General features: G+C 68.5%; 24 protein-coding genes. 15 read left to right on the forward strand and 9 right to left on the reverse strand.

The genetic code is table 11. The features are described 5' to 3' along the window. Positions 1 to 130: 130 nt before the first annotated feature. From HWX55_RS03095 to HWX55_RS03130, 8 genes are all read left to right on the forward strand, one after another. On the forward strand, positions 131 to 982 hold the full coding sequence (locus HWX55_RS03095) for an ABC transporter permease subunit (RefSeq protein ID WP_175973856.1): 852 nt from the start codon (positions 131 to 133) through the stop codon (positions 980 to 982). 7 nt (positions 983 to 989) lie between these two features. After that, positions 990 to 2,033, forward strand: coding sequence for an ABC transporter ATP-binding protein (locus tag HWX55_RS03100; protein ID WP_175973858.1), 1,044 nt, complete (start codon positions 990 to 992; stop codon positions 2,031 to 2,033). A 26-nt stretch (positions 2,034 to 2,059) separates the two neighbouring features. After that, the gene (locus HWX55_RS03105) at positions 2,060 to 3,148 is read left to right on the forward strand and encodes an extracellular solute-binding protein (protein WP_175973860.1); all 1,089 of its coding nucleotides are present in this window, start codon (positions 2,060 to 2,062) and stop codon (positions 3,146 to 3,148) included. A 10-nt stretch (positions 3,149 to 3,158) separates the two neighbouring features. Beyond that, positions 3,159 to 3,989: an ABC transporter permease subunit gene (locus tag HWX55_RS03110; RefSeq protein ID WP_175973862.1), complete on the forward strand. Its 831-nt coding sequence runs from the start codon at positions 3,159 to 3,161 to the stop codon at positions 3,987 to 3,989. Positions 3,990 to 4,050: 61 nt separating this feature from the next. After that, positions 4,051 to 4,521: a TIGR00725 family protein gene (locus HWX55_RS03115; protein ID WP_244140476.1), complete on the forward strand. Its 471-nt coding sequence runs from the start codon at positions 4,051 to 4,053 to the stop codon at positions 4,519 to 4,521. Positions 4,522 to 4,642: 121 nt separating this feature from the next. Next, positions 4,643 to 4,837 (forward strand): YqaE/Pmp3 family membrane protein, encoded by a 195-nt coding sequence (locus HWX55_RS03120; protein ID WP_034206306.1) that lies wholly within the window; start codon positions 4,643 to 4,645, stop codon positions 4,835 to 4,837. Positions 4,838 to 4,957: 120 nt separating this feature from the next. After that, the gene (locus HWX55_RS03125) at positions 4,958 to 6,274 is read left to right on the forward strand and encodes a HipA domain-containing protein (protein ID WP_175973867.1); all 1,317 of its coding nucleotides are present in this window, start codon (positions 4,958 to 4,960) and stop codon (positions 6,272 to 6,274) included. 14 nt (positions 6,275 to 6,288) lie between these two features. Further along, the gene (locus HWX55_RS03130) at positions 6,289 to 6,573 is read left to right on the forward strand and encodes a helix-turn-helix domain-containing protein (protein WP_175973869.1); all 285 of its coding nucleotides are present in this window, start codon (positions 6,289 to 6,291) and stop codon (positions 6,571 to 6,573) included. Positions 6,574 to 6,686: 113 nt separating this feature from the next. Here the strand turns inward: HWX55_RS03130 and HWX55_RS03135 are convergent, their stop codons facing one another. Genes HWX55_RS03135 through HWX55_RS03145 form a run of 3 tightly spaced genes read right to left on the reverse strand, consistent with a single transcriptional unit; the run spans position 6,687 to position 9,287 of the window. Then, complete coding sequence (locus HWX55_RS03135; protein ID WP_050012191.1) at positions 6,687 to 6,866, reverse strand: hypothetical protein; 180 nt, start codon at positions 6,864 to 6,866, stop codon at positions 6,687 to 6,689. Further along, positions 6,838 to 7,845, reverse strand: coding sequence for a cytochrome d ubiquinol oxidase subunit II (gene cydB, locus HWX55_RS03140; RefSeq protein WP_175973870.1), 1,008 nt, complete (start codon positions 7,843 to 7,845; stop codon positions 6,838 to 6,840). Before cydB ends, HWX55_RS03135 begins: the two co-directional genes overlap by 29 nt. Before the next feature lie 29 nt (positions 7,846 to 7,874). Next, positions 7,875 to 9,287 (reverse strand): cytochrome ubiquinol oxidase subunit I, encoded by a 1,413-nt coding sequence (locus tag HWX55_RS03145; protein ID WP_012339265.1) that lies wholly within the window; start codon positions 9,285 to 9,287, stop codon positions 7,875 to 7,877. Between the two features lie 386 nt (positions 9,288 to 9,673). On the opposite strand from HWX55_RS03145, the gene ltaE reads away from it, so the two are divergent. Further along, positions 9,674 to 10,687, forward strand: coding sequence for a low-specificity L-threonine aldolase (ltaE, locus tag HWX55_RS03150; RefSeq protein ID WP_175973872.1), 1,014 nt, complete (start codon positions 9,674 to 9,676; stop codon positions 10,685 to 10,687). Positions 10,688 to 10,798: 111 nt separating this feature from the next. Here the strand turns inward: ltaE and HWX55_RS03155 are convergent, their stop codons facing one another. Beyond that, positions 10,799 to 11,011: a DUF1059 domain-containing protein gene (locus HWX55_RS03155; RefSeq protein ID WP_034205979.1), complete on the reverse strand. Its 213-nt coding sequence runs from the start codon at positions 11,009 to 11,011 to the stop codon at positions 10,799 to 10,801. A gap of 169 nt (positions 11,012 to 11,180) precedes the next feature. Further along, complete coding sequence (locus HWX55_RS03160) at positions 11,181 to 12,086, reverse strand: HTH-type transcriptional regulator ArgP (protein WP_175973874.1); 906 nt, start codon at positions 12,084 to 12,086, stop codon at positions 11,181 to 11,183. A 290-nt stretch (positions 12,087 to 12,376) separates the two neighbouring features. On the opposite strand from HWX55_RS03160, the gene HWX55_RS03165 reads away from it, so the two are divergent. Together HWX55_RS03165 and HWX55_RS03170 are read left to right on the forward strand one after the other, a co-directional pair. Then, on the forward strand, positions 12,377 to 13,447 hold the full coding sequence (locus tag HWX55_RS03165) for an MBL fold metallo-hydrolase (protein ID WP_175973877.1): 1,071 nt from the start codon (positions 12,377 to 12,379) through the stop codon (positions 13,445 to 13,447). A gap of 126 nt (positions 13,448 to 13,573) precedes the next feature. Further along, a complete protein-coding gene (locus tag HWX55_RS03170; RefSeq protein ID WP_175973878.1) occupies positions 13,574 to 14,233 on the forward strand; it encodes a glutathione S-transferase family protein in 660 nt (219 codons plus the stop codon). Positions 14,234 to 14,335: 102 nt separating this feature from the next. Here the strand turns inward: HWX55_RS03170 and HWX55_RS03175 are convergent, their stop codons facing one another. Beyond that, positions 14,336 to 15,028 carry a phosphatase PAP2 family protein gene (locus HWX55_RS03175; RefSeq protein ID WP_175973880.1) on the reverse strand — a complete coding sequence of 231 codons (693 nt, stop codon included), beginning with the start codon at positions 15,026 to 15,028 and terminating at the stop codon, positions 14,336 to 14,338. Positions 15,029 to 15,455: 427 nt separating this feature from the next. Next, positions 15,456 to 16,688: an MFS transporter gene (locus HWX55_RS03180; protein ID WP_175973882.1), complete on the reverse strand. Its 1,233-nt coding sequence runs from the start codon at positions 16,686 to 16,688 to the stop codon at positions 15,456 to 15,458. Between the two features lie 101 nt (positions 16,689 to 16,789). Between HWX55_RS03180 and HWX55_RS03185 the strand changes: the two genes are divergently transcribed. Continuing rightward, positions 16,790 to 17,773, forward strand: coding sequence for a LysR family transcriptional regulator (locus tag HWX55_RS03185; RefSeq protein WP_175973885.1), 984 nt, complete (start codon positions 16,790 to 16,792; stop codon positions 17,771 to 17,773). 19 nt (positions 17,774 to 17,792) lie between these two features. Here the strand turns inward: HWX55_RS03185 and HWX55_RS03190 are convergent, their stop codons facing one another. Together HWX55_RS03190 and HWX55_RS03195 are read right to left on the reverse strand one after the other, a co-directional pair. Beyond that, positions 17,793 to 18,431, reverse strand: coding sequence for a 2-hydroxychromene-2-carboxylate isomerase (locus tag HWX55_RS03190; protein ID WP_175973887.1), 639 nt, complete (start codon positions 18,429 to 18,431; stop codon positions 17,793 to 17,795). Between the two features lie 145 nt (positions 18,432 to 18,576). Beyond that, positions 18,577 to 19,395, reverse strand: a complete 819-nt coding sequence (locus tag HWX55_RS03195; RefSeq protein ID WP_175973889.1) for an IclR family transcriptional regulator — start codon at positions 19,393 to 19,395, stop codon at positions 18,577 to 18,579. Positions 19,396 to 19,567: 172 nt separating this feature from the next. Here HWX55_RS03195 and HWX55_RS03200 point away from each other — a divergent pair, with 172 nt between their 5' ends. The 3 genes from HWX55_RS03200 (at position 19,568) to HWX55_RS03210 (ending at position 23,234) form a co-directional block, all read left to right on the forward strand. Further along, positions 19,568 to 20,554 (forward strand): hydroxymethylglutaryl-CoA lyase, encoded by a 987-nt coding sequence (locus HWX55_RS03200; RefSeq protein WP_175973891.1) that lies wholly within the window; start codon positions 19,568 to 19,570, stop codon positions 20,552 to 20,554. After that, positions 20,551 to 21,843, forward strand: a complete 1,293-nt coding sequence (locus HWX55_RS03205; RefSeq protein WP_175973893.1) for a CaiB/BaiF CoA-transferase family protein — start codon at positions 20,551 to 20,553, stop codon at positions 21,841 to 21,843. Before HWX55_RS03200 ends, HWX55_RS03205 begins: the two co-directional genes overlap by 4 nt. 83 nt (positions 21,844 to 21,926) lie before the next feature. Then, a complete protein-coding gene (locus HWX55_RS03210) occupies positions 21,927 to 23,234 on the forward strand; it encodes an MFS transporter (protein WP_175973895.1) in 1,308 nt (435 codons plus the stop codon).

Here is a 23,234-nt window from a genome sequence, read left to right on the forward strand (position 1 = left end):
GCGGGCTTTTTACGTTTTTTTCATGACGATGCCATGTCGAAACCGCACACTGCGCCGGCTTCGACAACGCATGCGGGCCCGTCCGGCGGGCGTTGCGCGAGGTTTTTCCCGATCGTCAGCGAGTGTCTTCATGTCTGAGTCAACCGCCCCGGCCATGGCCGACGGTATTCCGATTCGTCGTAACAAACCGGCCCGGCCGCCCGTCGGGCGCCTGCTGCTGCAGGCGCTGCTCGCGGTGTTCGGCCTCTACCTGCTGTTGCCGATCGCACTGCTGCTGATCGGCGCGGTGGGCGAATCGTGGACGAACACGTTGCTGCCGGCCGGCGTCACCGGGCACTGGTTCGCCGATCTGGCCGCGAACCGGAGCTTCACGCGCGCGTTCGGCGTGAGCTTCATGGTGGCGCTCGCGTGCTGCGCGCTCAACGCGGTGATCGGCCTGCCGCTCGCGTATGCGCTCCATCATCGTGCGCAGGCCGGCGGCGGGTTCGCGACGCGCGTCGTGATGCTGATGCCGGTCGCCGTGCCGGCGCTGACGCTCGGCTTCGGCTACATCGCGATCTTCAGCGGCGACACGTTGCCGTGGCTCGGCACGTTGCCGCTGATGATCGCCGCCCACGCGGTGCTGACGCTGCCGTATCTGCTGCAGACGCTGCTCGGCGACCTGCGGCACCTCGGTCTCGCGCGGCTCGAAGCCTGCGCGGCGACGCTCGGCGCGACGCCGCTGCGCCAGTTCGTCACGATCGTGCTGCCGAACCTGCGGCACAGCCTGTTCTCCGGCCTCGTGATGGTGGCCGCGCTGTCGATCGGCGAATTCCAGATTTCGAACCTGATCGCCGGCTTCCGCTACCGGAACTATCCGATCGTGCTGCTGCAGGCGTTCTACGGTGCGACGGGGATGGCGTGCGCGGCCACCGTCGTGCTGCTCGTGCTCGCCGTGCTCGCGACGCTTGTCTCCGTCGGCACCGTGCAACGTCTGAAGTGAGTCATCCATGAGCCTCGAATTCGAACACGTCAGCTTTCAGTATCCGGGCGCCCGTCATGGCGTCGACGACATCACGCTGTCCGCCGCGCAGGGCGAACTGCTCGCGGTGATGGGGCGCAGCGGGTCGGGCAAATCCACGCTGCTGCGGCTCGCGGCCGGCCTGCTCGACGGCTGGCGCGGCCGCATCGCGATCGGCGGCGACGACGTGGCCGGCGTGCCCGTGTGGCGGCGCGAAGTGGGGATGGTGTTCCAGCACTACGCGCTGTTCCCGAACCTGTCGGTCGTCGACAACGTCGCGTACGGGCTGCGGATGCGCGGCGTCGCGGCCGACGTGCGGCGCCGGCGCGCGCTGGACATGCTCGAGCGGGTCGGGTTGTCCGCGCATGCGACGCGCGGCATCGCGATGCTGTCCGGCGGACAGCAGCAACGCGTCGCGCTCGCGCGGGCGCTCGTGATCGAACCGAAGCTGCTGCTGCTCGACGAGCCGCTGGCGGCGCTCGATGCCGGCATCCGTCATCAGTTGCGCGACGAGATCCGCGCACTGCAGCGCGCCTGCGGCGCGACGACGCTGTTCGTCACGCACGACCAAGACGAAGCGTTGAGCATGGCCGACCGCGTCGCGATCGTCGACGGCGGCCGCGTGCTGCAGGCCGGTACGCCGCGCGACCTGTACGAGCGCCCGGCGACCGCGCAGGTCGCGCGCTTCGTCGGGCATTCGACGCTGCTGCGCGGCCGCGTGCTCGCGCACGGCACCGTCGACGTGGGTTTCGCGACGCTGCGCGCGGAAACGGGCGAGCACCGGCCGGGCGCGGAGATCGAGGTGCTGGTGCGGCCCGAACACGTGCAGGCCGATCCGCCGGAGCACAGCGCGAACCGCATCGACGGCCGTCGCGGGGACGTGCGCTATTTCGGCGCGACGCAGCGCTACGACTTCATTCCGGACGGCTCGGCCGACGTGCTGCTGTGCGAAGGGCGCGAGCCCGCCGCGCGCAGCATCGCGATCGACCCTCGCCATCTGCTCGTGCTGCCGGCATCGCCGGCCGCGCAATGACCTCTTTCGTTCAACGGAGATTCACGATGCTTGCAGGCTCTTTTTTTGTGAAGGCCATGCGCGCCCGCGTGCTGGCGCTGTGCGCGCTCGCGGCGCTTTCCAGCGCGGCCGCGCAGGCCGCGCCGCTGTATCCGGGCGAGGACGCACTGTACGCGAAGGCGGCCGACGAAGGGCTCGTCGTGTCGTTCGACACGGGCCCCGAATGGGCGAACTGGAAGGCGCTGTTCGCCGAATTCCGCAAGCGCTACCCGAAGGTCGAGATCACGTACAACGACATCGGCTCGGCCGCGACCGTCGTCGCGCTCGACAAGTCGCGCCGCCGTCCGCAGGCCGATACCGCGTACTACTTCGCGGCGTCGGCGCTCGATGCCGCGGGCAAGGACGTCGTCGCGCCGTTCCGGCCGGTCAACTTCGACAAGCTGCCGGGCGTGTTCCGCGCGACCGACGCCCGCTGGTTCGCCGTGCATTCGCTGAACATCGCGTTCCTCGTCAACCGGAAGCTCGTCAAGAACGTACCGCAGCGCTGGTCCGACCTGCTAAAGCCCGAGTACCGCAACGCGGTGGTCTATCTCGACCCGCGCTCGACCGGGCAGGGCCAGGTCGCGGTGTTCGCGGCCGCGTATGCGAACGGCGGCAGCGTCGAGAACCCGAAGCCGGGCGCCGACTTCTTCGGCAAGCTGAAGCAGGCCGGCAACGTGCTGCGCGTCGAGGGCACGACGCCGTACGCGAAGTTCGTGAAGGGCGAGATTCCGATCCTGATCGGCTACGAGAACGACGGCCTCAAGGCGAAGTACGCGGACGGCATGGGCGACGCGGCCGACGTCGTGATTCCGCAGGACGGCAGCGTGTCGGCGCCGTATGCGATGAGCCTCGTGAAGAACGGCCCGAATCCGTCCGCCGCGCAGCTCTGGCTCAACCTCGTGATGAGCGACGTTGGGCAGGCGCTGTTCGCGCAAGGCTATGTGCGCCCGGCGGTGCCGGGCACGCCGGTTGCAGCGGAGGTCGCGGCGAAGCTGCCGAACGCGCCGCAGGTGCGCCCGCTCGATGTCGCGAAGGCGGCGGCGCGCAAGGCCGAGGTCGACCAGCTCTGGTCGCAGGCCACGCTCGGCCAGTAAGGGGCGCGGGATGCAGGCTTCCTTACCCGAGCGCGGCGTGCTGCGCCGTTTCGGCGCGCTGCCCGCGACCGCATTGCTCGCGGTGTGCTTCGTGCTGCCGTTGGCCGCGCTCGTCGATGCGGCATGCGCGGGCGGCGGCCGCGCGTTCGCGGCGGTGTGGCGCGATCCGCTCGTCGCCGATGCGATCGCGCGCTCGCTGGCGCTGGCGGTCGGCGCCGGCACGCTGTCGGTCGCCGTCGGCGTGCCGGTCGCGTTCGCGCTCGCCGGACAGTCGCCGGCCCGTCGCCACTGGTCGCTCGCGCTGCTCGGCGTGCCGCTGGCGTTTTCCGGGCTGGTGATCGCGTACGGCTTCATCCTCGCGTTCGGCCGCGCGGGCTTCGTGACCACGCTGCTGGCCGCGCTGGGCGCCGATCCGACCGTGGTCGGCGGCGCGATCTACACGATGCCGGGGCTCGCGGTCGCCTATGCGTACTACCTGATCCCGCGCGTCGCGCTGATGATCTATCCCACGCTCGCGAATCTCGACCGGCGGCCGCTCGAGGCGGCGCTGACGCTCGGCGCGCGGCCGTGGCGCGCATGGCTCGACGTCGCGTGGCGCGAGCTGTGGCCGTCGGTCGCGTCCGCGTGGTGCCTCGTGACTGCGATCGCGCTCGGCACGTACGGCACGGCGCTCGCGCTGGCCGGCACGCAGATCAACATCCTGCCGCTGCTGATGTATTTGAAGCTGTCGGACGGGCAAACCGATTTCTCGCAGGCGGCCGTGCTGTCGATCGTGCTGACGGCCATCTGTACCTGCGTTCTTGCACTGGGGGAAGGCCTTGTTCGGCAACGGCGTCATTGAATGCGAGTGGTCCGAACCGGCGCGCGACGCGCTTGCGCGACTCGCGCAACGGCAACGCGGCATGCACCGGCACCGGATGCCGGTCGGCGTGATCGGCCCGCGCGACGCGACGGATGAACAGATGCGGGTCGCGGAACGGATCGCGTATGCGGTGGCGGCCACAGGCGTCGCGCTCGTCGGCGGCGGCAAGCAAGGCGTGATGGAGGCCGCCGCGCGCGGTGCGCACGCGGCCGGCGGCTGCGCGATCGGGCTGTTACCCGAAGACGATGCCGCGCTGGCGAATCCGTACCTGAGCGTCGCGCTGCCGACCGGGCTCGGCATTACGCGCAATGCGCTGGTCGCACGTGCGTCGGTGTGCCTGATCGCGGTCGGCGGCGGGCTCGGCACGCTGTCCGAAATTGCGCTCGGGCTGCAGTGGGGCAAGCCGGTATTCACGATTTGCGACGCGCCGCAGGTCGCGGGCGTCGAGTGCTTCGACGAAGCGGACCGGCTCGTCGCGCGCGTCGCGCAATGGCTGGCCGATTCGGCGTAGCGGGGAGGCATCGGTACGGCGCTTCGTCCGGCGCGCGTCGTGCCCGGGCTTGAAACGGCGCGCGCAACCCGCCATATTGGCTGGGTATCACCCGTTCAACGACGTACCGACAGGATCGTTTATGCGCCTTTTGCTTGCCCTGCTGCTCCCGTGGTTCCAGTTCTTCACGATCGGCCGCCCGATCGCCGGGATCATCTGCCTGCTTCTGCAACTCACGATCATCGGCTGGCTGCCGGCCGCGATCTGGTCGGTGTATGCGCTGAGCCAGTACAAGACCGATCGGAAGATCGAGGCGGCGCTGCGCGGGCGGGGGTAGGCCACAATGAGTGGCAGCGGAACCCGTTCCGGGTAGTTCGGCCGCACAGTTTGCATTTCGGTAGAAATTTATATATTTTATTTGTATCGACAGATATGATCTGTATAGATTTTTGCCGAAATGACGAATTCCTGCACCATTCAGCTGCACGCCGCCGGTCACTGGCACGACATCGGCAGCGTCACCTTGTTCGGCGAGCCTGACGAAGGATGGCGCGGCCGTACCTATTCGGGTTACGACGTCGAATGGATCGTTTGTCATCAGGCTGCGCGTGACGCGCATGCGATGTCGTGCACTTTTCCGGTCGAACTCGAGCCGCTGGTGACATCACACTGGCCGGTTTTCCTGATCGATTTGTTGCCGCAGGGTTTCGGCCGCCAGGAACTGTTGCGCCGCCTCGATTTGCCGGAAACGGCGGAGGAGCGTGCCGACTGGCCATTACTGCTGGCGGGAGCTGGCAATTCGATCGGCAATCTGCGGATCAAGGAAGCCGCGCAGTGGCTTGCCGAGCGACAGGGGCCGCAGCAAGGTTTCACGGACGACGACGTGGCCATGCGCGGAGACGCATTCAGCGAGTATCTCGCCGAACACGGATTCTTCGTTGCAGGCTCTTCGGGTGTGCAGGGCGAATGGCCGAAGCTGTTGCTGACCCGTGCTGACGACGGACTGCTCTATCTCGATCACACGTTGCCCGACGAGCGTGCGGTTGCGCACTACATCGTCAAGTTCGGGCGCGGCAGCAACGAGCGCCTTGCACAGATCCTGCGTCACGAAGCGCCCTACATGGCTTTGGCCCGGCGTCTCGGGCTGCGCGTGCATGCGGAGTTGACACTGCGTGATCGAGCGTTGTTCATTCCGCGGTTCGATCGTGCACGCGTCGGCGACGGCGTTGTCCGGTTCGCTCAGGAAAGCATTGCTTCGTTGACGGGCAAAGCCGGCTTCGGCGTCGTGCCCAGTCACGACGAGGTATGCGCGCATCTCGTACGCCAATGTACGGATCCCCAAGCCGAGATTGCCGAGTACTTGTGTCGCGACGTCGCCAATCTTGCGTTGGGCAACAAGGACAATCATGCGCGAAACACCGCGTTGCAACGCGATTTCCAAGGGCGCATCGCGCTGACGCCGCTTTTCGACTTTGCACCGATGTATCTGCATCCCGATGGCATTGCGCGACGCATTCGCTGGGAGGGAAATGATGCCGGTCGACCAGATTGGGAGCGGGTGCTCGATGGGGTTGTCCGATCGAGCGAGCAGCAGGCGGGAGAGGGGCAGCCCGTGCTGGATCGCGACGCGCTGCGTGCGCGGCTGCATGCAATGGCGCCACGCCTGCAGGAGATCGCCGATCAAGGTGCGGATTTTGGCCTGGAGCCCGACGTGCATGCATTTCTGAAACCGGGCCTGGAGCGGCAGGCCAGTGAACTGGATGCGCTGCGCTGAGCCGGTACGACACCATGGACAAACGCTATAACGCGATGTCGCTTCCCGATCAGCTCGCGCTGAGGCGGCAAGCGATCGAGGACGTGCTTGCGCACCCGGAATGGTCGCTGCGCGAATCGGTGCGCCATCTGAAGAAGACGATGCGGCTGACGAGCGCCGAAATGGCCAAGCTCGCAGGCGTGTCAACCAAGACGATTCAGGACATCGAGCAGGGCCGCAGTGACGGGACGGTACAGACGATGAGTCGCATCTTCGGCATGTTGGGGCTCAAACTGGGTGTGGTGCGACAGGACGCGTAGCCGGGAGACGTGTTGTCCGCGGTCTCTTGCGGCGCTGGCAGTATCCGGCCGAAGCCGCGGCCCAACGACAAAACGGCCGCCCGGTCCATCTTTCGACCGGGCGGCCGCTCCGCCTACTTCACCGCAAACAGCGTCAGGTTCATGAAGATCTTGAACGCATAGCCGAGCGTGACGGCGCCGATCACGCCGCCCGCCCACAGAACGACGAACCACATCCAGCCGCGCATCCGCGGCCGCGGCGCGCCGGGCTGGCCGGCAGTGGAATCAGTGGTGGTAGTAATGCTGGTCTTCATGGCGCACCTTGCCTCGGAATACCCAATAGCCCATCGTCGTGTAGGCGATGATGATCGGGAGGATAACCGCTGCGCCGACCAGCGTGAAGGTCTGGCTCGAACGCGGCGCCGCCGCTTCCCAGATCGTCATCGTCTGCGGAATCGCATACGGGAACAGCGTGACGAGCAGGCCGACGTAGCCGAGCAGCACCAGCGCCAGCGCGAGCACGAACGGCGTCATGTCGTGCCGGTTGCGCACCGCGCGACGCATCCACGCCGCGCACGCGGCCACCAGGAACGGCACCGGCAGCAGGCGCCAGAACAACCCCGAATCGAACCAGCGCTGCGCGATGGCCGGATCCTGCAGCGGCGTCCACAGGCTGATCACCGCGATGAAGCCGAGCAGCACGACGGTCAGCGGCCATACGACGCGATGCAGGCGGCGCTGCAGATCGCCTTCGGTCTTCGCGACGAGCCAGCAGCAGCCGAGCAGCGCGTAGGTCACGATCAGGCCGAGGCCCGTCAGCAGGCTGAACGGCGTGAGCCAGTCGAACGCGCCGCCGGCGTACACGCCGTCCTTCACGTCGATGCCCTGCAGGAACGCACCGAGCGTGATCCCCTGGAACAGCGTCGCGCCGGCCGAGCCGCCGATGAACGCGAGATCCCACAGCTGCTTCGTGCGCCGCGCCTTCGCGCGGATCTCGAACGACACGCCGCGGAAGATCAGGCACACCAGCATGAAGATCAGCGGCAGGTACAGCGCCGACAGCACGGTCGAATAGACGATCGGGAACACCGCGAACAGCCCGGCGCCGCCGAGCACGAGCCACGTCTCGTTGCCGTCCCACACGGGCGCGACCGTGTTCATCATCAGGTCGCGTTCCTTCTCGTCCGGGAAGAACGGGAAGACGATGCCGATGCCGAGGTCGAAGCCGTCGAGCACGACGTACATGAAGAGCCCCAATGCGATGATCGCGGCCCAGATTACGGTGACGTCCATAGGTTTTCTCGTTTGCGAATGGGGTGGGCTCAGACGGTCTCGATCAGCTCGTCGACGGCCGACATCGGCCGGCGCGCGGTGTGATCGGGGCGCGTGTCCGGTTTATCGTCGTGCTTGACGTCGGGCAGCGCGGGGCCGGCCTTCATCAGCTTCAGCATGTAGTACACGCCGGTGCCGAACACGAGGAAGTACACGATCACGAACGTCATCATCGACAGGCTGACCTGCTGCACCGACAGCGGCGACACGGCCTGCGCGGTGCGCATCACGCCATACACGACCCACGGCTGGCGGCCGGCTTCGGTCGTCACCCAGCCCGCGAGCAGCGACACGAAACCGGTCGGGCCCATCACGAGCGCGAAGCGCTGGAACCACTTCGATTCATACAGGCGGCCGCGGCGGCGCAGCAGCCACGCGAGCGCGGCGAGGCCGATCATCGCGAAGCCGAGGCCGACCATGATCCGGAAGCTCCAAAACACGACCGTCGAATTCGGGCGGTCTTGCGGCGGGAAGTCCTTCAGCCCGCGGATTTCGCCGTCCCAGCTGTGCGTGAGGATCAGGCTGCCGAGGTGCGGCACCTTCACCGCGTAGCGGGTCGTTTCGGCCTGCATGTCCGGAATGCCGAACAGGTTCAGCGCGGTGCCGCCCTTCTCGGTTTCCCACAGCCCCTCGATCGCGGCGATCTTCGCGGGCTGGTGCTTCAGCGTATTGATGCCGTGCTGGTCGCCGATCACGGCCTGCAGCGGCGCGAGTACGAGCAGCAGCCACAGCGCCATCGAGAACATCTTCTTCACGCCCTTGTCACGGCGGCCCTTGAGCAGGTGCCACGCGCCGGTCGCGGCCACCACCAGCGCGGCGACGATGAACGCGGCGATCGCCATGTGGAACAGGCGGTACGGGAACGACGGGTTGAAGATGATCGCGAACCAGTCGGTCGGCACGACGCGGCCGTCGACGATCTCGAAGCCCTGCGGCGTCTGCATCCAGCTGTTCGACGCGAGGATCCAGAACGTCGAGATCAGCGTGCCGATCGCGACCATCAGCGTCGCGCCGAAGTGCGCGCGCGGGCTCACGCGGTTCCAGCCGAACAGCATGATGCCGAGGAAGCCGGCTTCGAGGAAGAACGCCGTCATGACCTCGTACATCAGCAGCGGGCCGGTGACGGCGCCGGCGAAGCTCGAGAAGCCCGACCAGTTGGTGCCGAACTGATAGCTCATCACGACGCCGGACACGACGCCCATCCCGAACGCGACCGCGAAGATCTTCGACCAGAACAGGCAGAGGGTTTTGTAGTACTGCTTGCCGGTCTTCAGCCAGCGATATTCGAGCACGGCGATGAAGCTGGCGAGGCCGATGCTCAGCGCCGGGAAGACGATGTGAAAGGAGACGGTGAACGCGAATTGCAGGCGGGCCAGATCGAGGGCCGAAAGTGCGGTGTCCATACCAGATGACCGAGGCTGACGATACCCGCCGGCGGGTGCCGGCGGACCCCGGCGGACGGGCGTCGGGGTTGGCTGGAGTATGGGCTGCGATGTTGCACCGCGAAATGCGCCAACTCGTCGCAGATGTCCAGCCCGTCGTGCGTTGTTTCGCGATAAATCGTTGATTCGTATCAAGAAGGCCGTTCGCGGCGCATGCGGCCGCGGCGTGGCGGCATGCCGCACGTGCGGCAATATGGCGCGTCGCGTCATCGGAACGACGTCGCGCGTGCGGCATCGCGGTGCGCGGCGACGGCCGGCAGGCGCCGCGCGAATTGCGTACACTCTCAGTCTCGTTTCGGCAGGGCCGGGCGCATCGGTTCCGGCTCGCGTTTACTCAGGGCACAGCGATGATCGATTTACGCAGCGATACCGTGACACGTCCGAGCCAGGCGATGCTGGCCGCAATGACCGCCGCCGAAACCGGCGACGACGTCTGGGGTGACGACCCGACCGTCCTGCGCCTGCAGGCGGTGACGGCCGAGCGGGCCGGCAAGGAAGCCGCCCTGTTCTTCCCGAGCGGCACGCAGAGCAACCTCGCCGCGCTGATGTCGCATTGCGAGCGCGGCGACGAGTACATCGTCGGCCAGCTCGCGCACACCTACAAGTACGAAGGCGGCGGCGCGGCCGTGCTCGGCAGCATTCAGCCGCAACCGATCGAGAACGCGCCGGACGGCACGCTGCCGCTCGCGAAGATCGCCGCGGCGATCAAGCCGCTCGACAATCACTTTGCCCGCACGCGCCTGCTCGCGCTCGAAAACACGATCGGCGGCCAGGTCTTGCCGGAAGGCTATGTGCAGGAAGCCGTCGCGTTCGCGCGCAGCCGCGGGCTGTCCACGCACCTCGACGGCGCGCGCGTGTGCAACGCGGCCGTCGCGTCGGGGCGCCCGATCGCCGAGCTGTGCGCGCCGTTCGACACCGTGTCGATCTGCTTCTCGAAAGGGCTCGGGGCGCCGGTCGGCTCGGTGCTGGTCGGCAGCCGTGCGCTGGTCGAGCGCGCGCAGCGCTGGCGCAAGGTGCTGGGCGGCGGGATGCGGCAGTCGGGCATTCTCGCGGCGGCGTGCCTGTATGCGCTCGATCACAACGTCGAGCGGCTCGCGGACGATCACGCGAATGCCGCGCATCTCGCGGCCGGCCTCGCGCGCATCGATTCGGTGAAGGTGCTGTCGCATGCGACGAACATGGTGTTCGCGCAATTCCCCGAAGCCGATTGCGCGCCGCTCGAGGCTTGGCTGAAGGAACGCGGAATCCTCACGCAGATGCTGTATGCGTCGCGCTTCGTCACGCATTGCGACGTGTCGCGCGCGGATATCGACACCTTTATCGACGCAGTCGGCGCGTATTTCGCGCAGCGTCGCGCATAACGCGTTACGCGGAATGCGCCGGCCGGCGACGGGCCGGCGCGGCGTGGCATCACGCAACACACGAACGGGTGACGCGGCACGCGGTCGGTCGATCCTTGCCGTGCCGGCGGATTACGCCTGCCGCGGCATGTCGGCGGGCGGCGTGCCGTCGTGAAACAGCGATTTCAGCTGCGTGCGCAGTTCGGCGCTGTCGGTGTGCTGGTGGACCGAGACCGCATGCTGAACGGCGGCCTCCAGCAGTTCGTTGTCGGAGTCGGCGGAGATTGCGACCGAGCAATGCGTCGCGCTGGGAAACTCGCGGCAATCGATATAGCGGCGGGACATGATGTTCTCCTCACATGAAAGGGAACGGCCGGACCTGGATGAGCGGCCGCGCGGCGCGTTCGCGAGGCCGATGGGAAAAGTATAGGCGGCGCGGCCGACTTTCTCGTCGCCGTGCGTACCGCGCCGGCAGCGTCGATCGCCCGCGCGCCCGCGCGTGCCCGCCAGCGCATTACGGCAACGGCGCGAGCAGCCGGCGCGCCGCTTCGACCACCCGCGCGGACAGCGACGCCATCGTCGGCGACTGCACGGTCCACGCGTGCCAGTACAGCGTGACGTCGGTCGGATGCGCGGGCGCGAGATCGACGAGCCCCTGCGTATCGAGCGGCGCGGCGCCGATCAGCGGCTCCGGCACCATCGCGTAGCCGAGCCCGTGCCGCACCGCCGCGAAGTGCGAATGCGTGCCCGGCACGTAGTGGCACGGGTACGCGCCTTCGGGCAAGCCGAACTTCTCCTTCAGGAATGACGATTGGAGCGTGTCGCGCCGCGAATACGCGACGACGGGCGCGTGGCGCGCGCTCGTGCGGTTCAGCCCGCGCGGAAACCAGCGCACCGCGAACGCGGCGGCCGCGAGCAGCCGGTAGCGCATCGTGCCGAGCGGCGTCGCGATGCAGCCGCGCATCGGCTTCGGCTCGGTCGTCACGCAGCCGACCGCCATCCCGCTTTCGAGCAGCGCGAACGTGTGATCCTGATCCTCGACGATCAGTTCGAACAGGATCCGCTCGCCCGCGAGCACCGACGTCAGCGCCGGCAGGAACCATGTGCCGAGGCTGTCGGAGTTGAGTGCGATCGTCACGGAGATCGGCGATTCGCGGTCGGCCGCGAGCATGCTTTGCAGGTCGGCCTGCAGCAGCGCGACGCGGCGCAGGTGCTGCAGCACGCGCTGCCCGGCCACCGTCGGGCGGCATGGCCGCGTGCGCAGCACGAGCGGCGTGCCGAGGCTCGCTTCCAGCGCGCGGACCCGCTGCGTGACGGCGGACGCGGTCACGTGCAGGCGCACGGCCGCCTGCTCGAAGCTGCCGGTGTCGGCGACGGCCAGCAGCGCGGCGGCCTGCTTTGGATCGATCGTCATCGACATGTCGGGGGCATTCCTGTGATCGGGGACGAGAACAGGCGGTAGTGTAAGGCAGCGTGCGCTGCCGTCCCGGCGCGGCGAATCGTCCCGCGGTGCGCGATTCGTCGACGGAATCGGTTGCCGCGTAGGGGATGCGCGGCGGCGTGGGCATTTTGTTCTACGCTGTATGAATGGGCGCGATGCCGCTCGCGCGGCGGCGATGCGGTCATGCCGACGCCGGTGCCCGACGACGATATGCAGCACGCCGATCGGACTACACCTCACCGAAGAACACGCGACGGAGCAATCGAGCAATGATCTTCCGGCAACTTTTCGACCCGCAATCGTCGACGTACACGTATCTGCTCGCCGACAGCGCTTCGCGCGAAGCGCTGCTGATCGATCCCGTGTTCGAGCAGGTGCGCCGCGACGCGGCGCTGCTCGACGAACTCGGGCTGCGGCTCGTCGCGACCGTCGACACGCACGTGCATGCCGATCACGTGACGGGCGCGTGGCTGCTGAAGCAGCGCACGGGCAGCGCGATCGCGATCTCGGCCGCGAGCGGCGCGCAAGGCGCCGACCGCTACCTGAACGACGGCGAGCGCTGCGCGTTCGGCGCGCGCTACCTGACGGTGCGCGCGACGCCCGGCCACACGAGCGGCTGCATCAGCCTCGTGCTCGACGACGAATCGATGGCGTTCACCGGCGATTGCCTGCTGATCCGCGGCACCGGCCGCACCGACTTCCAGCAGGGCGACCCGCGCGCGCTGTATCGCGCGGTGCACGGCCGGCTCTTCACGCTGCCGGCCACGTGCCTGCTGTATCCGGCGCACGACTATCGCGGGCTCACGGTAACGAGTGTCGGCGAGGAGCGGCGCTTCAACCCGCGCCTGGGCGGCGATCTCAGCGAAGACGATTTCGCCGGCTACATGCGCAACCTCGGGCTCGCGCATCCGCGCCAGATCGACGTCGCGGTGCCGGCGAACCTGCAATGCGGCGTCGCCGCGAACGCACCCGATGCGCGGGCGGCCGCCGACTGGGCGCCGCTCGTCTATACGTTCGCCGGTTTCTGGGAAATCGATCCGCAATGGCTCGAGGATCATCTGCCGGCCGTGCAGGTCGTCGACGTGCGCGAACCGGACGAATTCGCGGGCCCGCTCGGCCATCTGCCGGACGCGACGCCGATCCCGCTCGGCGAACTGGCCGCGCGCACCGGCGAAATCGCGCGCGACCGGCCGGTCGTGACCGTGTGCCGGGCCGGCGGCCGCTCCGCGCAGGCGACGGTGATCCTGAAGAAGGCCGGCTTCGACGCGGTCGCGAATCTCGGCGGCGGGATGCTGCGCTGGCGCGCCGAAGGGCGCGTCGTGATGGACGGTCGCTCGTAGCGGCCCAGGCGGTCCGTCGAAAAAAATATCGGGCCGATGTCGAAACGGCCGGGCGCCGAGCGTCGTCAAGGTATCCGATCATGCGGCGCCGCCTGACGCGGCGCCGAAACCCCAGGAGCCTCCACGATGATGCCGACGCTTTACGCCCATCCGTTTTCGTCCTACTGCCAGAAAGTGCTGACCGCGCTGTACGAGAACGGCACGCCGTTCGAGTATCGCGTGCTCGCGCACGACGATCCGAAGCCGATGCAGGAACTGACCGGGCTGTGGCCGCTGAAGCGCTTCCCGGTGCTCGTCGATGCGGGCCGCACGGTGATCGAGGCGTCGATCATCATCGAGTATCTCGGCCTGAACCATCCGGGCCCCATGCGCCTGCTGCCCGGCGATCCGCATGCCGCGCTCGAGGTGCGGACGATGGACCGCTTCTTCGACAACTACGTGGCGACGCCGCAGCAGAAGGTCGTGTTCGATGCGCTGCGGCCGGAAGCCGAGCGCGATGCGCGCGGGGTGGCCGACGCGCGCGCGATGCTCGACACGTCGTATGCGTGGCTTGACAAGACGATGGCCGATCGCGAATGGGCGGCCGGCGACCGTTTCAGCCTCGCCGATTGCGGCGCGGCGCCGTTCCTGTTTTATGCGGACTGGACGCACCGGATCGATCCGGCGTTCGCGAACGTGATCGCGTACCGCAAGCGTCTGCTCGCGCGGCCGTCGTTTGCGCGCGCGGTCGACGAGGCGCGGCCGTATCGCTCGTTCTTTCCGCTCGGCGCGCCCGATCGCGACTGACGGGCGCGGCCGTCGCACGGCGCGCCGCGGCCGCGCATGGCCGGCAGCGCGCGCCGGGGCGACGGAACGACAGCAGCAGCGGCAGCATCGCGCGTCTGCCCGTCACATCGTGCGCGTGGCCGACTGCGCGAGCGTCAGCAGTTCGTCGAACTGCGTGATCAACTCGAAGCACAGCAGGAACGCGAGCGTATAGGCCGGCGCGGGGAAGCGCCGGATCATCTCCAGCACCTGCGGCGCGAAGCGCGTGCGGATCGCGTCGCGCGTCAGCAGCCACGCGATCGCGATGCCGATCGCGGCGCCCGCGATCAGGTCGGTCGGATAGTGAAAGCCGAGATACGCGCGCGGCAGGCAGATGAATACGACCGAATACAGCAGCGCGACGATGCCGACGCGGCGCGCGATGATGAAGATGCCGGTCGCGATCGCCATCCACAGCATCGCGTGATCGCTCGGAAACGAACTCCAGGTCTGCAGCGTCGCCGCACGCAACCCGGCCGACGGAAAGTGCAGGTGCAGGTCGGGGTTGTAGATCGGCCGCACGCGGAACGGCAGCACTTGCGCGAGCACGCGGCCGACGGCGAGCGCGATGAGCCCGCTCGCGATAGTGGCGACGACCAGCTCGCGTTGCCGCTCGCGGTTCGGGCCCGGCTGGAACCACAGCCAGCACAGCACCGGAACGAGCACGAAGCCCTTGAACGTGTAGAGGCCCGCGATCACGCGGATCGCGTGATTCATCAACGGACCGAACGTCAGGTGAGTGAGGAAGACCTGGATCGTCGTGTCGAAATTATTCATGTCCTGTGCGACCCGGGCGGACGCGCAGCGCATGACAGGCGGCCGGCTGGATCGGAAAGCGCGCTCGCACGGAGCGCAACGGGAGGCAAGTATGTCACCCGTTATTTCGAAGAAAATGCGAAAAAATACCGGGATTCCCCTGATAAAACGGGGTTCGGTGGTGGGGCCGGATGGGAGCGCGCCGGGTGGTGCGGCAGCGACGAATCGTCCGACGTTTGCGTGCGCGCGTGCACGGACGCCGGAAAAATATTTGGGTGAACTGGACAATTCGGTCAGTCGGTGCGGACCTTGCGCCGGATGAACGATTGCCGAGTTACAGCCGCGCGAACCTGCCGGGCGGCGCAGCGTCATGCGCGCGCCGATCAAAAAATAAAAAAAGCGGGCAAGCCTCTTGGGCCTGCCCGCCGATGTTACGCGATGCCCGACGTCAGTTGCGCCACACCCGCACGGCGAGCGCGGCCAGCGACGTCACGACGGCCAGCGCTGTCACCGCGTTCCAGCCCAGTTGCGCGAGCAACAAACTGCCGATCGCGGCGCCGGCCGCCATCCCGATGAACATGCCGACGAACAGCACCGCATTGAGGCGGCTGCGCGACGCGGGATCGATCCGGTAGACGATCGACTGGTGCGCGATCAGCGTGGCCTGCACGCCGAGATCGAAGCCGATCGTCGCGACCGCGAGCAGCACGAGCTGCGCATGCGGCGACATCAGCGGCGCGGCGGCCATCGACGCGAACGACACCGTTGCGATGCCGATCCCGATCCGCGTCACGCGCTCGGGGCCGTGATGGTCGGCCAGGCGCCCGGCGATCGGCGCGGCCAGCGCGCCGGCGGCGCCCGCGAGGCCGAAGGCGCCGGCAGCCGCGCTACCGAGGTGGAACGGCGCGCCGTGCAGCATCACCGCGAGCGTCGACCAGAATGCGCTGAACCCGACGGCCAGCAAGCCCTGCGCGACGGCGGCGCGGCGCAGTGCCGAATGCTCGCGCCACAACGCGCCGAGCGAGCCGATCAGCGCACGATACGGCAGCCGCGTGGTCGGCTCGAAGCGCGGCAACCCGCGTGCGGCCACGATGCCGATCGCGGCGACGCTGGCGGCCGCGAGCGCGAACATCGCGCGCCAGCCGGCCGTCTCGGCGACGAACCCGGCCACGACGCGCGACAGCAGGATGCCGAGCAGCAACCCCGTCATCACCGTGCCGACGATGCGGCCGCGATGCATGTCGTGCGCGAGCGTCGCGGCGGCCGGCACGACGTCCTGCGCCATCGTCGCGGCGAGGCCGATCGCGAAGCTCGCCGCGAGCAGCAGCCCGAGCGACGGCGCGACGGCGGCCAGCAACAGCGCGACGACCAGCGCAGAGGCCTTGGTCACGATCACGCGGCGCCGGTCGAAGCGGTCGCCGAGCGGGGCGAGCAGCAGGATGCCGAGCGCATAGCCGAGTTGCGTGAGCGTCGGCACGAAGCCGATCGCTCGCGCCGACGCGCCGAGATCGGGCGCGAGCGCGCCGAGCATCGGCTGTGCGTAGTAGAGCGGGGCGACGCCGAGGCCCGCGGCGGCCGCGAGCAGCAGCACGAGCCGGCGATCGGGCATCGAATGGGCGGCCGGGCGGGCCGCAGCGTGCGCCGCGCGGGGCGCGGCATCGAGACGGGTCGGGGTGGACATCGCGTACATCCTCGGTGGAAGAATGGGATGGACGCGAGTGTGGCGGTACACGGCCGGCGACGGTAGTGCCGCCTCGCGCAGATTTGTTATACGCTCCACGAATGACCGAAAAATCCTCTTCTTCTCCCGCTGCTGGCGGGTCTCGGCGCATTCAGCCGGTGCCGGTGGACGGCGCCGGCTATCGTTTCGAGCTGATGGAAACCTTCGTGCGCATAGTCGAGGCCGGCAGCCTGTCGGCGGCCGCCGTGCAGTTGCACACGACGCAGCCGACCATCAGCCGGCGGCTGCAGGCGCTGGAAAATTCGCTCGGCATGCGGCTGCTGCAACGCACGACCCATACGATGCGGCTGACGGTCGACGGCGAGCGGTGCTTCAAGCAGGCGAAGGAGCTGCTGGCGAGCTGGGCGGCGTTCGAAGCCGATTTGCGTGGCGCGCAGGAGGAGCCGGACGGGCTGCTGCGCGTCGCGGTGCCGCACGCGTTCGGCCAGCAGCGTTTCGTTGCGCCGCTCGCGCAGTTCCTGCGCGACTACCCGCGCGTGTCGGTCGAGTGGCTGCTGCAGGACGAGGTGCGCGATTTCGTCGGCAGCGGCATCGATTGCGCGATCCAGGTCGGCGAACCGACCGATCCGGGCGTGGTCGCGATCCGGCTGACGAAGGTGCCGCGCTTCGTGGTCGCCGCGCCGTCCGTGCTGAGCGGCGCCGACGTGCCGGCCGATCCGGACGCGCTCGCCGCGCTGCCGTGGCTCGCGTTGCGCACGTACTACCGCACCGAACTCGCGCTGACGCATGCGGCCACCGGCGACACGCGACGCATTCCGATCCGCCCGCGCATCACGACCGCGAACCTGTATGCGTTGCGCAGCGCGGCGCTGCTGGGCGTCGGCGCGTGCGTCGGATCGTCGTGGATGCTGGCCGACGATCTCGCGCGCGGCGATCTCGTGCACCTCGCGCCCGAATGGCAGGCCGCGGCGCTGCCCGTCTACCTGACTTATCCGCATGCGCAGTTCTATCCGTCGCGGCTCGTGCGGTTCGCCGCGATGATGCGGGAGGCGGTGCCGGCGCTCGTCGAAGGGCGCGACGGCTGAAGCGGGCGGCGGCTCGCCGTCAGCCGCGCCGGATCCCTTCGGGCAGCGCGCTGATGCGGCGCACTTCGGGCGAATCGAGCCACGCGCGCGACGTCGCGCAGTCGACGAACATGTCGGTCGCATCCTCGCCCCAGAACAGGTCGCCGTCGAGTACGAAGGTCGGCACGCCGAACACGTTCTCGGCGATCGCGCGATCCGTGTTCGCGCGCAGCGCGTCCTTGACCGACTGAGCCTCGACGGCCGTCACGCCTTCGGGAAAGCCGACCGCTTCGCACAGCGCGGCGAAGCCTGCGGGCGTCGACACGTCCTGGCCGTCGCGCCAGATATGCCGGAAGATCCGCTGGATCGCGTCGCGCGAGCTGCCCATCGCGATCGCGAGACGCAGCGGCTTGATCGGATTGAACGGATGCGCGGGCGGCATCCGGAACGCAATGCCGAGCTTGTCCGCGCGGTATTGCGCATGCCGATAGGTGAACACGCGCTTGGCCGCGATTTCCGCCGGCGCTTTCTGGCCCCAGTGCGCGAGCAGCGCGCCGAGCACGATCGGCCGCGGCTCGAACGCGGCGGCGGGCGGCAACCGGTCGAACTGTTCCTGCTGCAGATAGGCGAACGGCGAAACGAAATCGAAATACCAGCTGGCGGTGCGCGCGGCGTTCATCGCGGGGGTCTCCTCGGGCGGGTCCGGTGGTCGGTTGCACGCATGGTGCGTCGCCTGCGAACGGCGCGCTGCGCGCATCGGCGGCCAGTGTCGCATGCGGCCGTCTTTCGCGCTGCCGTATCGCGTGCCGCGCGCAACCGGCTTCCTACGACCGTGCAGCGTCGTCCGCCGACGATGCGAGCCGCGCGAGACTGTCGCGCACGGCCGGCGCGTCGTAGCGCGCGCCCGCGCCGCCGAGTGCGACGGTCGCCTTCTGCGCGAGCGGCAGCAGCATCGCGAGCGCCGCCGTCATCGCCGGCGCGGCGGCGAGCCGCGACTTCGGGCCTGATACCGTCAGCGCACCGACGCATTCGCCGGCCGCGCCGAACACGGGCACGGACGCCGACGCCGTTTCCGGGTCGCGCTCGCCGTACGACGCGGCCCACAGCTGTTCGCGCACGTCGTTCCAGCGGGCGTCCTGCGTGTCGGTGAAGGCCAGCAGCACCTTCCCGGATGCGCCCTGGCCGACCGGAAACTCTTCGCCGACGCGGATCGACACGCGCACCGCCCGTGCGGGCTCGACGCGATACAGGACGGAGCGCACGTCGCCCTGGCGCACATAGAACGATGCCGTTTCCCCGAGTTCGCGGCTCAGCGTCTCGAGGAGCGGCTCGACCACCGGGCCGACGCGGAACGAACGCTGGTACAGCGCGGCGAGCCGCAACGGTTCGTGCCCGATCGCGTACTGGCCGTCGTCGAGCTTGCGCATGAATCCGCCATGCTCGAGCGCGGCGAGCAGACGCAGGATCGTGCTCTTGTACAGCCCGGTGCGGCGCGACAACTCGGCGAGCGACAGCCGGTCGTCGGTCTGGCCGAACGCACGGAGGATCGCGAACGCGCGGTCGAGCACCGCGACGCCGCTGGACGCCTCTTCCGTCGCCGGATCGGCTGCGTCGCCGGCGTGATCTGCTGGATTCCTAGGCACGGCCTGATTCCTTCGAATGATGGTCGGCGGACTATATCGTTCTATCTGACAGAACTCAAGTTCCAGAAAAACGCGATTTCACGGGTATACCCCGCTTATCGCCCCTTCGATGCATGCTTAAAGTTCTGTCAAACAGAACTATGTTCTTTCAGATAGAACGATGAGGTGCCGAATGAAGGTTTCCGAAACTCCGAAGGTGCTGGTTAGCGAGGTCGGTCCGCGCGACGGGCTGCAGAGCATCAAGACCGTGATGCCGACGGCCGCCAAGCTGCGCTGGATCACCGCGCTGGCCGCGGCCGGCCTGCGCGAGATCGAGGTCGGGTCGTTCGTGCCGGCCACGCTGTTGCCGCAGATGGCCGACGTGCGTGAAGTCGTCGCGCACGCGCTTACGATTCCCGGGTTGCACGTCGCCGCGCTGGCGCCGAACCTGCGCGGCGCCGAGGGCGCGTTCGACGCGGGCGTGCACAAGCTGACGCTGCCGGTCTCGGTGACGCAAGCGCATTCTCTGGCCAACATCCGCAAGACGCCCGCGCAGATGATCGACGAGGTGCGCGCGATCGTCGCGCTGCGCGACGCGCGGTTTCCGTCGGTGCAGATCGAGGCCGGCGTGTCGGTGGCGTTCGGTTGCACGATTGCCGGCGCGGTCAGCGACGACGAGACGATCGCGATGGCCGTCTCGATGGCCGAATGCGGCGTCGACGAAATCGGCCTGTCCGACACCAGCGGTTATGCGAATCCCGCGCAGGTGCGCCGGCTGTTCACGCGGCTGCAACGCGAAGTCGGCGACAAGGCCGGCGGCGCGCATTTCCACAACACGCGCGGGCAGGGGCTCGCGAACGTCGTCGCGGCGCTCGACGCCGGCGTGACGACGATCGACGCGAGCCAGGGCGGCCTCGGCGGCTGCCCGTACGCGCCGGGCGCCACCGGCAACATCGTCACCGAGGATCTCGTGTTCCTGCTCGAAGCGATGGGATACGACACGGGCGTCGACGTCGACGCGCTGCTCGCCGCGCGCGCGATCCTGCATGCGGCGCTGCCGTCCGACGCGCTGTACGGCCACGTGCCCGACGCCGGGCTGCCGAAGGGCTTTCGCTATGCGGATGGCCGCGTGCCCTCGGCCGCGCAGCCGGAAGGATGCGTGACGGGAGTCGCACGATGAACGATCGGCAACCGGTTGCCGCGCTGCCGTACGCAGGCGTGCGCGTGATCGAGATGACGCACATGGTGATGGGCCCGACGTGCGGGATGCTGCTCGCGGATCTCGGCGCGGAAGTGATCAAGATCGAGCCGATCGCGGGCGACAGCACGCGGGCGCTGCGCGGGTCCGGCGCGGGCTTCTTCGGGATGTTCAACCGCAACAAGAAGAGCGTCGCGGTCGACGTGAAGGATCCGCGCGGGCTGGAGATCGTGCGGCGGCTCGTCGCGACGGCGGACGTCTTCAGCGAGAACTTCAAGAGCGGCACGATGGACCGGCTCGGGCTCGGCTACCCGCAGCTGGACGCGCTGAATCCGCGGCTCGTGTACGTGTCGCACAAGGGCTTCCTGCCGGGGCCGTACGAGCATCGCACCGCGCTCGACGAGGTCGTGCAGATGATGGGCGGCCTCGCGTACATGACGGGCCCCGAAGGGCGGCCGCTGCGTGCGGGCGCGAGCGTGAACGACATCATGGGCGGCATGTTCGGCGCGATCGGCGCGATGGCCGCGCTCGCGCAGCGCGAGCGCACGGGCCGCGGCCAGCAGGTGCAGAGTTCGCTGTTCGAGAACAACGTGTTTCTCGTCGCGCAGCACATGATGCAGTTCGCGGTGACGGGGCAGGCCGCGTCGCCGATGCCGAGCCGGATTTCCGCGTGGGCCGTCTACGACGTGTTCTCCGTCAAGGATGACGAACAGATTTTTCTCGCGGTCGTGTCGGATACGCAGTGGGCGCTGTTCTGCGATGCGTTCGGCTTGGCCGCGCTGAAGGACGACCCGCGCCTCGCGACTAACAACCTGCGCGTGCAGGCGCGCGAATGGCTGCTGCCGGCATTGCGTTCGCGGCTCGCGTCGTACTCGGCCGCGGAGATCGGCGCGATCTTCGAATCGACCGGCCTGCCGTATGCGCCGATCACGAAGCCGCAGGACCTGTTCGACGATCCGCATCTGCTCGCCACGGGCGGCCTCGAAGCCGTGACGCTGCCGGCCGACGCGAGCAGCGCCGGGCGGCCGGTCGACACGCGCACCGCGCTGCTGCCGCTGACGCTCGGGGGCGAGCGACTGCGGCTGCGCTCGGCGCCGCCCGCGCTCGGCCAGGACACGTGCGCGCTGCTCGGCGAGCTCGGCTACACGCCGGACGACGCGCGTGCGCTGATCGATGCCGGCGTCGTCGCGGGGCGATACGGCGCGGACGTCGCCGCGCACGGCGACGGGCCGGGCGGCGCGCCGTCTGCGAACGAAGTGGCGAGCGCGTAGCGCAGCCGCGATTCATCGAACGAACAAAGGCGTCCCGGCCGCGCGCCGCGCGGCAGAGGATCGCCGCATCCACGGAGACAACCATGACATCCGCTTCCCCGGCGCTGGCCGCCGATCGCGACACCGACGCGTCGATCGAGCAACGCGCGGTGCGCAAGGCCGCGTGGCGCTTCATCCCGCTGCTCGCGCTCGCGTACTTCTTCAACTATCTGGATCGCACGAGCGTCGGGTTCGCCGCGCTCACGATGAACCGCGATCTCGGGCTGACGGCGACGCAGTTCGGCTGGGGCGCGGGGATCATGTTTGCCGGCTACTGCGTGTTCGAAGTGCCGAGCAATCTCGCGCTGTACCGCTTCGGCGCGCGCCGCTGGCTCGCCCGCATCATGATCACGTGGGGGCTGATGGCGGCCGCGACCGCGCTCGCGACCGGGCCGACGAGTTTCTATGCGATCCGGCTGCTGCTCGGCATCGGCGAGGCTGGATTCTTTCCCGGCGTGATCTTCTTCCTCGCCGTGTGGTTTCCGGCGAGCTACCGCACGCGTGTGCTCGCGTGGTTCACCGTGTCGACGCCGCTGTCGTCGCTGATCGGCGGCCCGCTGTCGACGTGGCTGCTGCAGCTCGACGGCACGCTCGGGCTCGCCGGCTGGAAGTGGATGTTCATCGTCGAAGGGCTGCCCGCGTGCGCGCTTGGTTTCCTGGTGCTGAAGCTGCTGTCCGATTCGCCGGCGAATGCCGCGTGGCTGTCGGACGACGAACGTGCCGCGCTGCAGCGCGCGTTCGAGCGCGACGGCGCGGCGGCCGGCCGCAAGAAGCGCTTCGGCGTCGCGCTGCGCGACGTGCGGGTGTACGTGCTCGCGCTGATCTCGTTCGGCTTCACGATGGGTTCGTACGGGATCGGCATCTGGTTGCCGCAAATGCTGAAGGCGCACGGGATGACGACGATGCAGACCGGCTGGCTGTCCGCCGTGCCTTACTTCTTCGCGACGATTGCGCTGCTGTGGTGGGCGAAGCGGGTGGACCGTCGCGGCGGCCCGGTCGCGAACCTGGCGATCGGCTTGTTCATCGGCGCGGTGGCGCTCGGCGTGTCGACGCATTTCCTGACGCTCGGGCCGGCGCTCGTCGGCATCACGCTCGCGCTGATCGGCACGATTGCCGGCCGCACGATCTTCTACACGCTGCCGTCGCGCTTCCTGTCCGGCCAGGCCGCGGCCGGCGGGCTGGCGCTGATCAATTCGATCGGCGCGCTCGGGGGCTTCGCGGGCCCCTATCTCGTCGGCTACCTGAAGGACAGCTTCGGCACCTTCACGGCCGGGATGCTCGGCCTCGCGATCGTGCTGGCGATCACGACGTTACTCACGCTGTCGCTGTATGCATTCGACCGGAGCGAATGA

Origin of the sequence: Burkholderia sp. BCC1047 (assembly GCF_902833155.1) — a bacterium.
GTDB classification, from domain to species: domain Bacteria; phylum Pseudomonadota; class Gammaproteobacteria; order Burkholderiales; family Burkholderiaceae; genus Burkholderia; species Burkholderia sola.

Bases quoted from the DNA above. Each gene is read 5' to 3' on its own strand.
- HWX55_RS03095 (WP_175973856.1), top strand. From the start codon at position 131: ATGTCTGAGTCAACCGCCCCGGCCATGGCCGACGGTATTCCGATTCGT.
- HWX55_RS03100 (WP_175973858.1), top strand. From the start codon at position 990: ATGAGCCTCGAATTCGAACACGTCAGCTTTCAGTATCCGGGCGCCCGT.
- HWX55_RS03105 (WP_175973860.1), top strand. From the start codon at position 2,060: ATGCTTGCAGGCTCTTTTTTTGTGAAGGCCATGCGCGCCCGCGTGCTG.
- HWX55_RS03110 (WP_175973862.1), top strand. From the start codon at position 3,159: ATGCAGGCTTCCTTACCCGAGCGCGGCGTGCTGCGCCGTTTCGGCGCG.
- HWX55_RS03115 (WP_244140476.1), top strand. From the start codon at position 4,051: ATGCACCGGCACCGGATGCCGGTCGGCGTGATCGGCCCGCGCGACGCG.
- HWX55_RS03120 (WP_034206306.1), top strand. From the start codon at position 4,643: ATGCGCCTTTTGCTTGCCCTGCTGCTCCCGTGGTTCCAGTTCTTCACG.
- HWX55_RS03125 (WP_175973867.1), top strand. From the start codon at position 4,958: ATGACGAATTCCTGCACCATTCAGCTGCACGCCGCCGGTCACTGGCAC.
- HWX55_RS03130 (WP_175973869.1), top strand. From the start codon at position 6,289: ATGGACAAACGCTATAACGCGATGTCGCTTCCCGATCAGCTCGCGCTG.
- HWX55_RS03135 (WP_050012191.1), bottom strand. From the start codon at position 6,866: ATGAAGACCAGCATTACTACCACCACTGATTCCACTGCCGGCCAGCCC.
- cydB (WP_175973870.1), bottom strand. From the start codon at position 7,845: ATGGACGTCACCGTAATCTGGGCCGCGATCATCGCATTGGGGCTCTTC.
- HWX55_RS03145 (WP_012339265.1), bottom strand. From the start codon at position 9,287: ATGGACACCGCACTTTCGGCCCTCGATCTGGCCCGCCTGCAATTCGCG.
- ltaE (WP_175973872.1), top strand. From the start codon at position 9,674: ATGATCGATTTACGCAGCGATACCGTGACACGTCCGAGCCAGGCGATG.
- HWX55_RS03155 (WP_034205979.1), bottom strand. From the start codon at position 11,011: ATGTCCCGCCGCTATATCGATTGCCGCGAGTTTCCCAGCGCGACGCAT.
- HWX55_RS03160 (WP_175973874.1), bottom strand. From the start codon at position 12,086: ATGTCGATGACGATCGATCCAAAGCAGGCCGCCGCGCTGCTGGCCGTC.
- HWX55_RS03165 (WP_175973877.1), top strand. From the start codon at position 12,377: ATGATCTTCCGGCAACTTTTCGACCCGCAATCGTCGACGTACACGTAT.
- HWX55_RS03170 (WP_175973878.1), top strand. From the start codon at position 13,574: ATGATGCCGACGCTTTACGCCCATCCGTTTTCGTCCTACTGCCAGAAA.
- HWX55_RS03175 (WP_175973880.1), bottom strand. From the start codon at position 15,028: ATGAATAATTTCGACACGACGATCCAGGTCTTCCTCACTCACCTGACG.
- HWX55_RS03180 (WP_175973882.1), bottom strand. From the start codon at position 16,688: ATGTCCACCCCGACCCGTCTCGATGCCGCGCCCCGCGCGGCGCACGCT.
- HWX55_RS03185 (WP_175973885.1), top strand. From the start codon at position 16,790: ATGACCGAAAAATCCTCTTCTTCTCCCGCTGCTGGCGGGTCTCGGCGC.
- HWX55_RS03190 (WP_175973887.1), bottom strand. From the start codon at position 18,431: ATGAACGCCGCGCGCACCGCCAGCTGGTATTTCGATTTCGTTTCGCCG.
- HWX55_RS03200 (WP_175973891.1), top strand. From the start codon at position 19,568: ATGAAGGTTTCCGAAACTCCGAAGGTGCTGGTTAGCGAGGTCGGTCCG.
- HWX55_RS03205 (WP_175973893.1), top strand. From the start codon at position 20,551: ATGAACGATCGGCAACCGGTTGCCGCGCTGCCGTACGCAGGCGTGCGC.
- HWX55_RS03210 (WP_175973895.1), top strand. From the start codon at position 21,927: ATGACATCCGCTTCCCCGGCGCTGGCCGCCGATCGCGACACCGACGCG.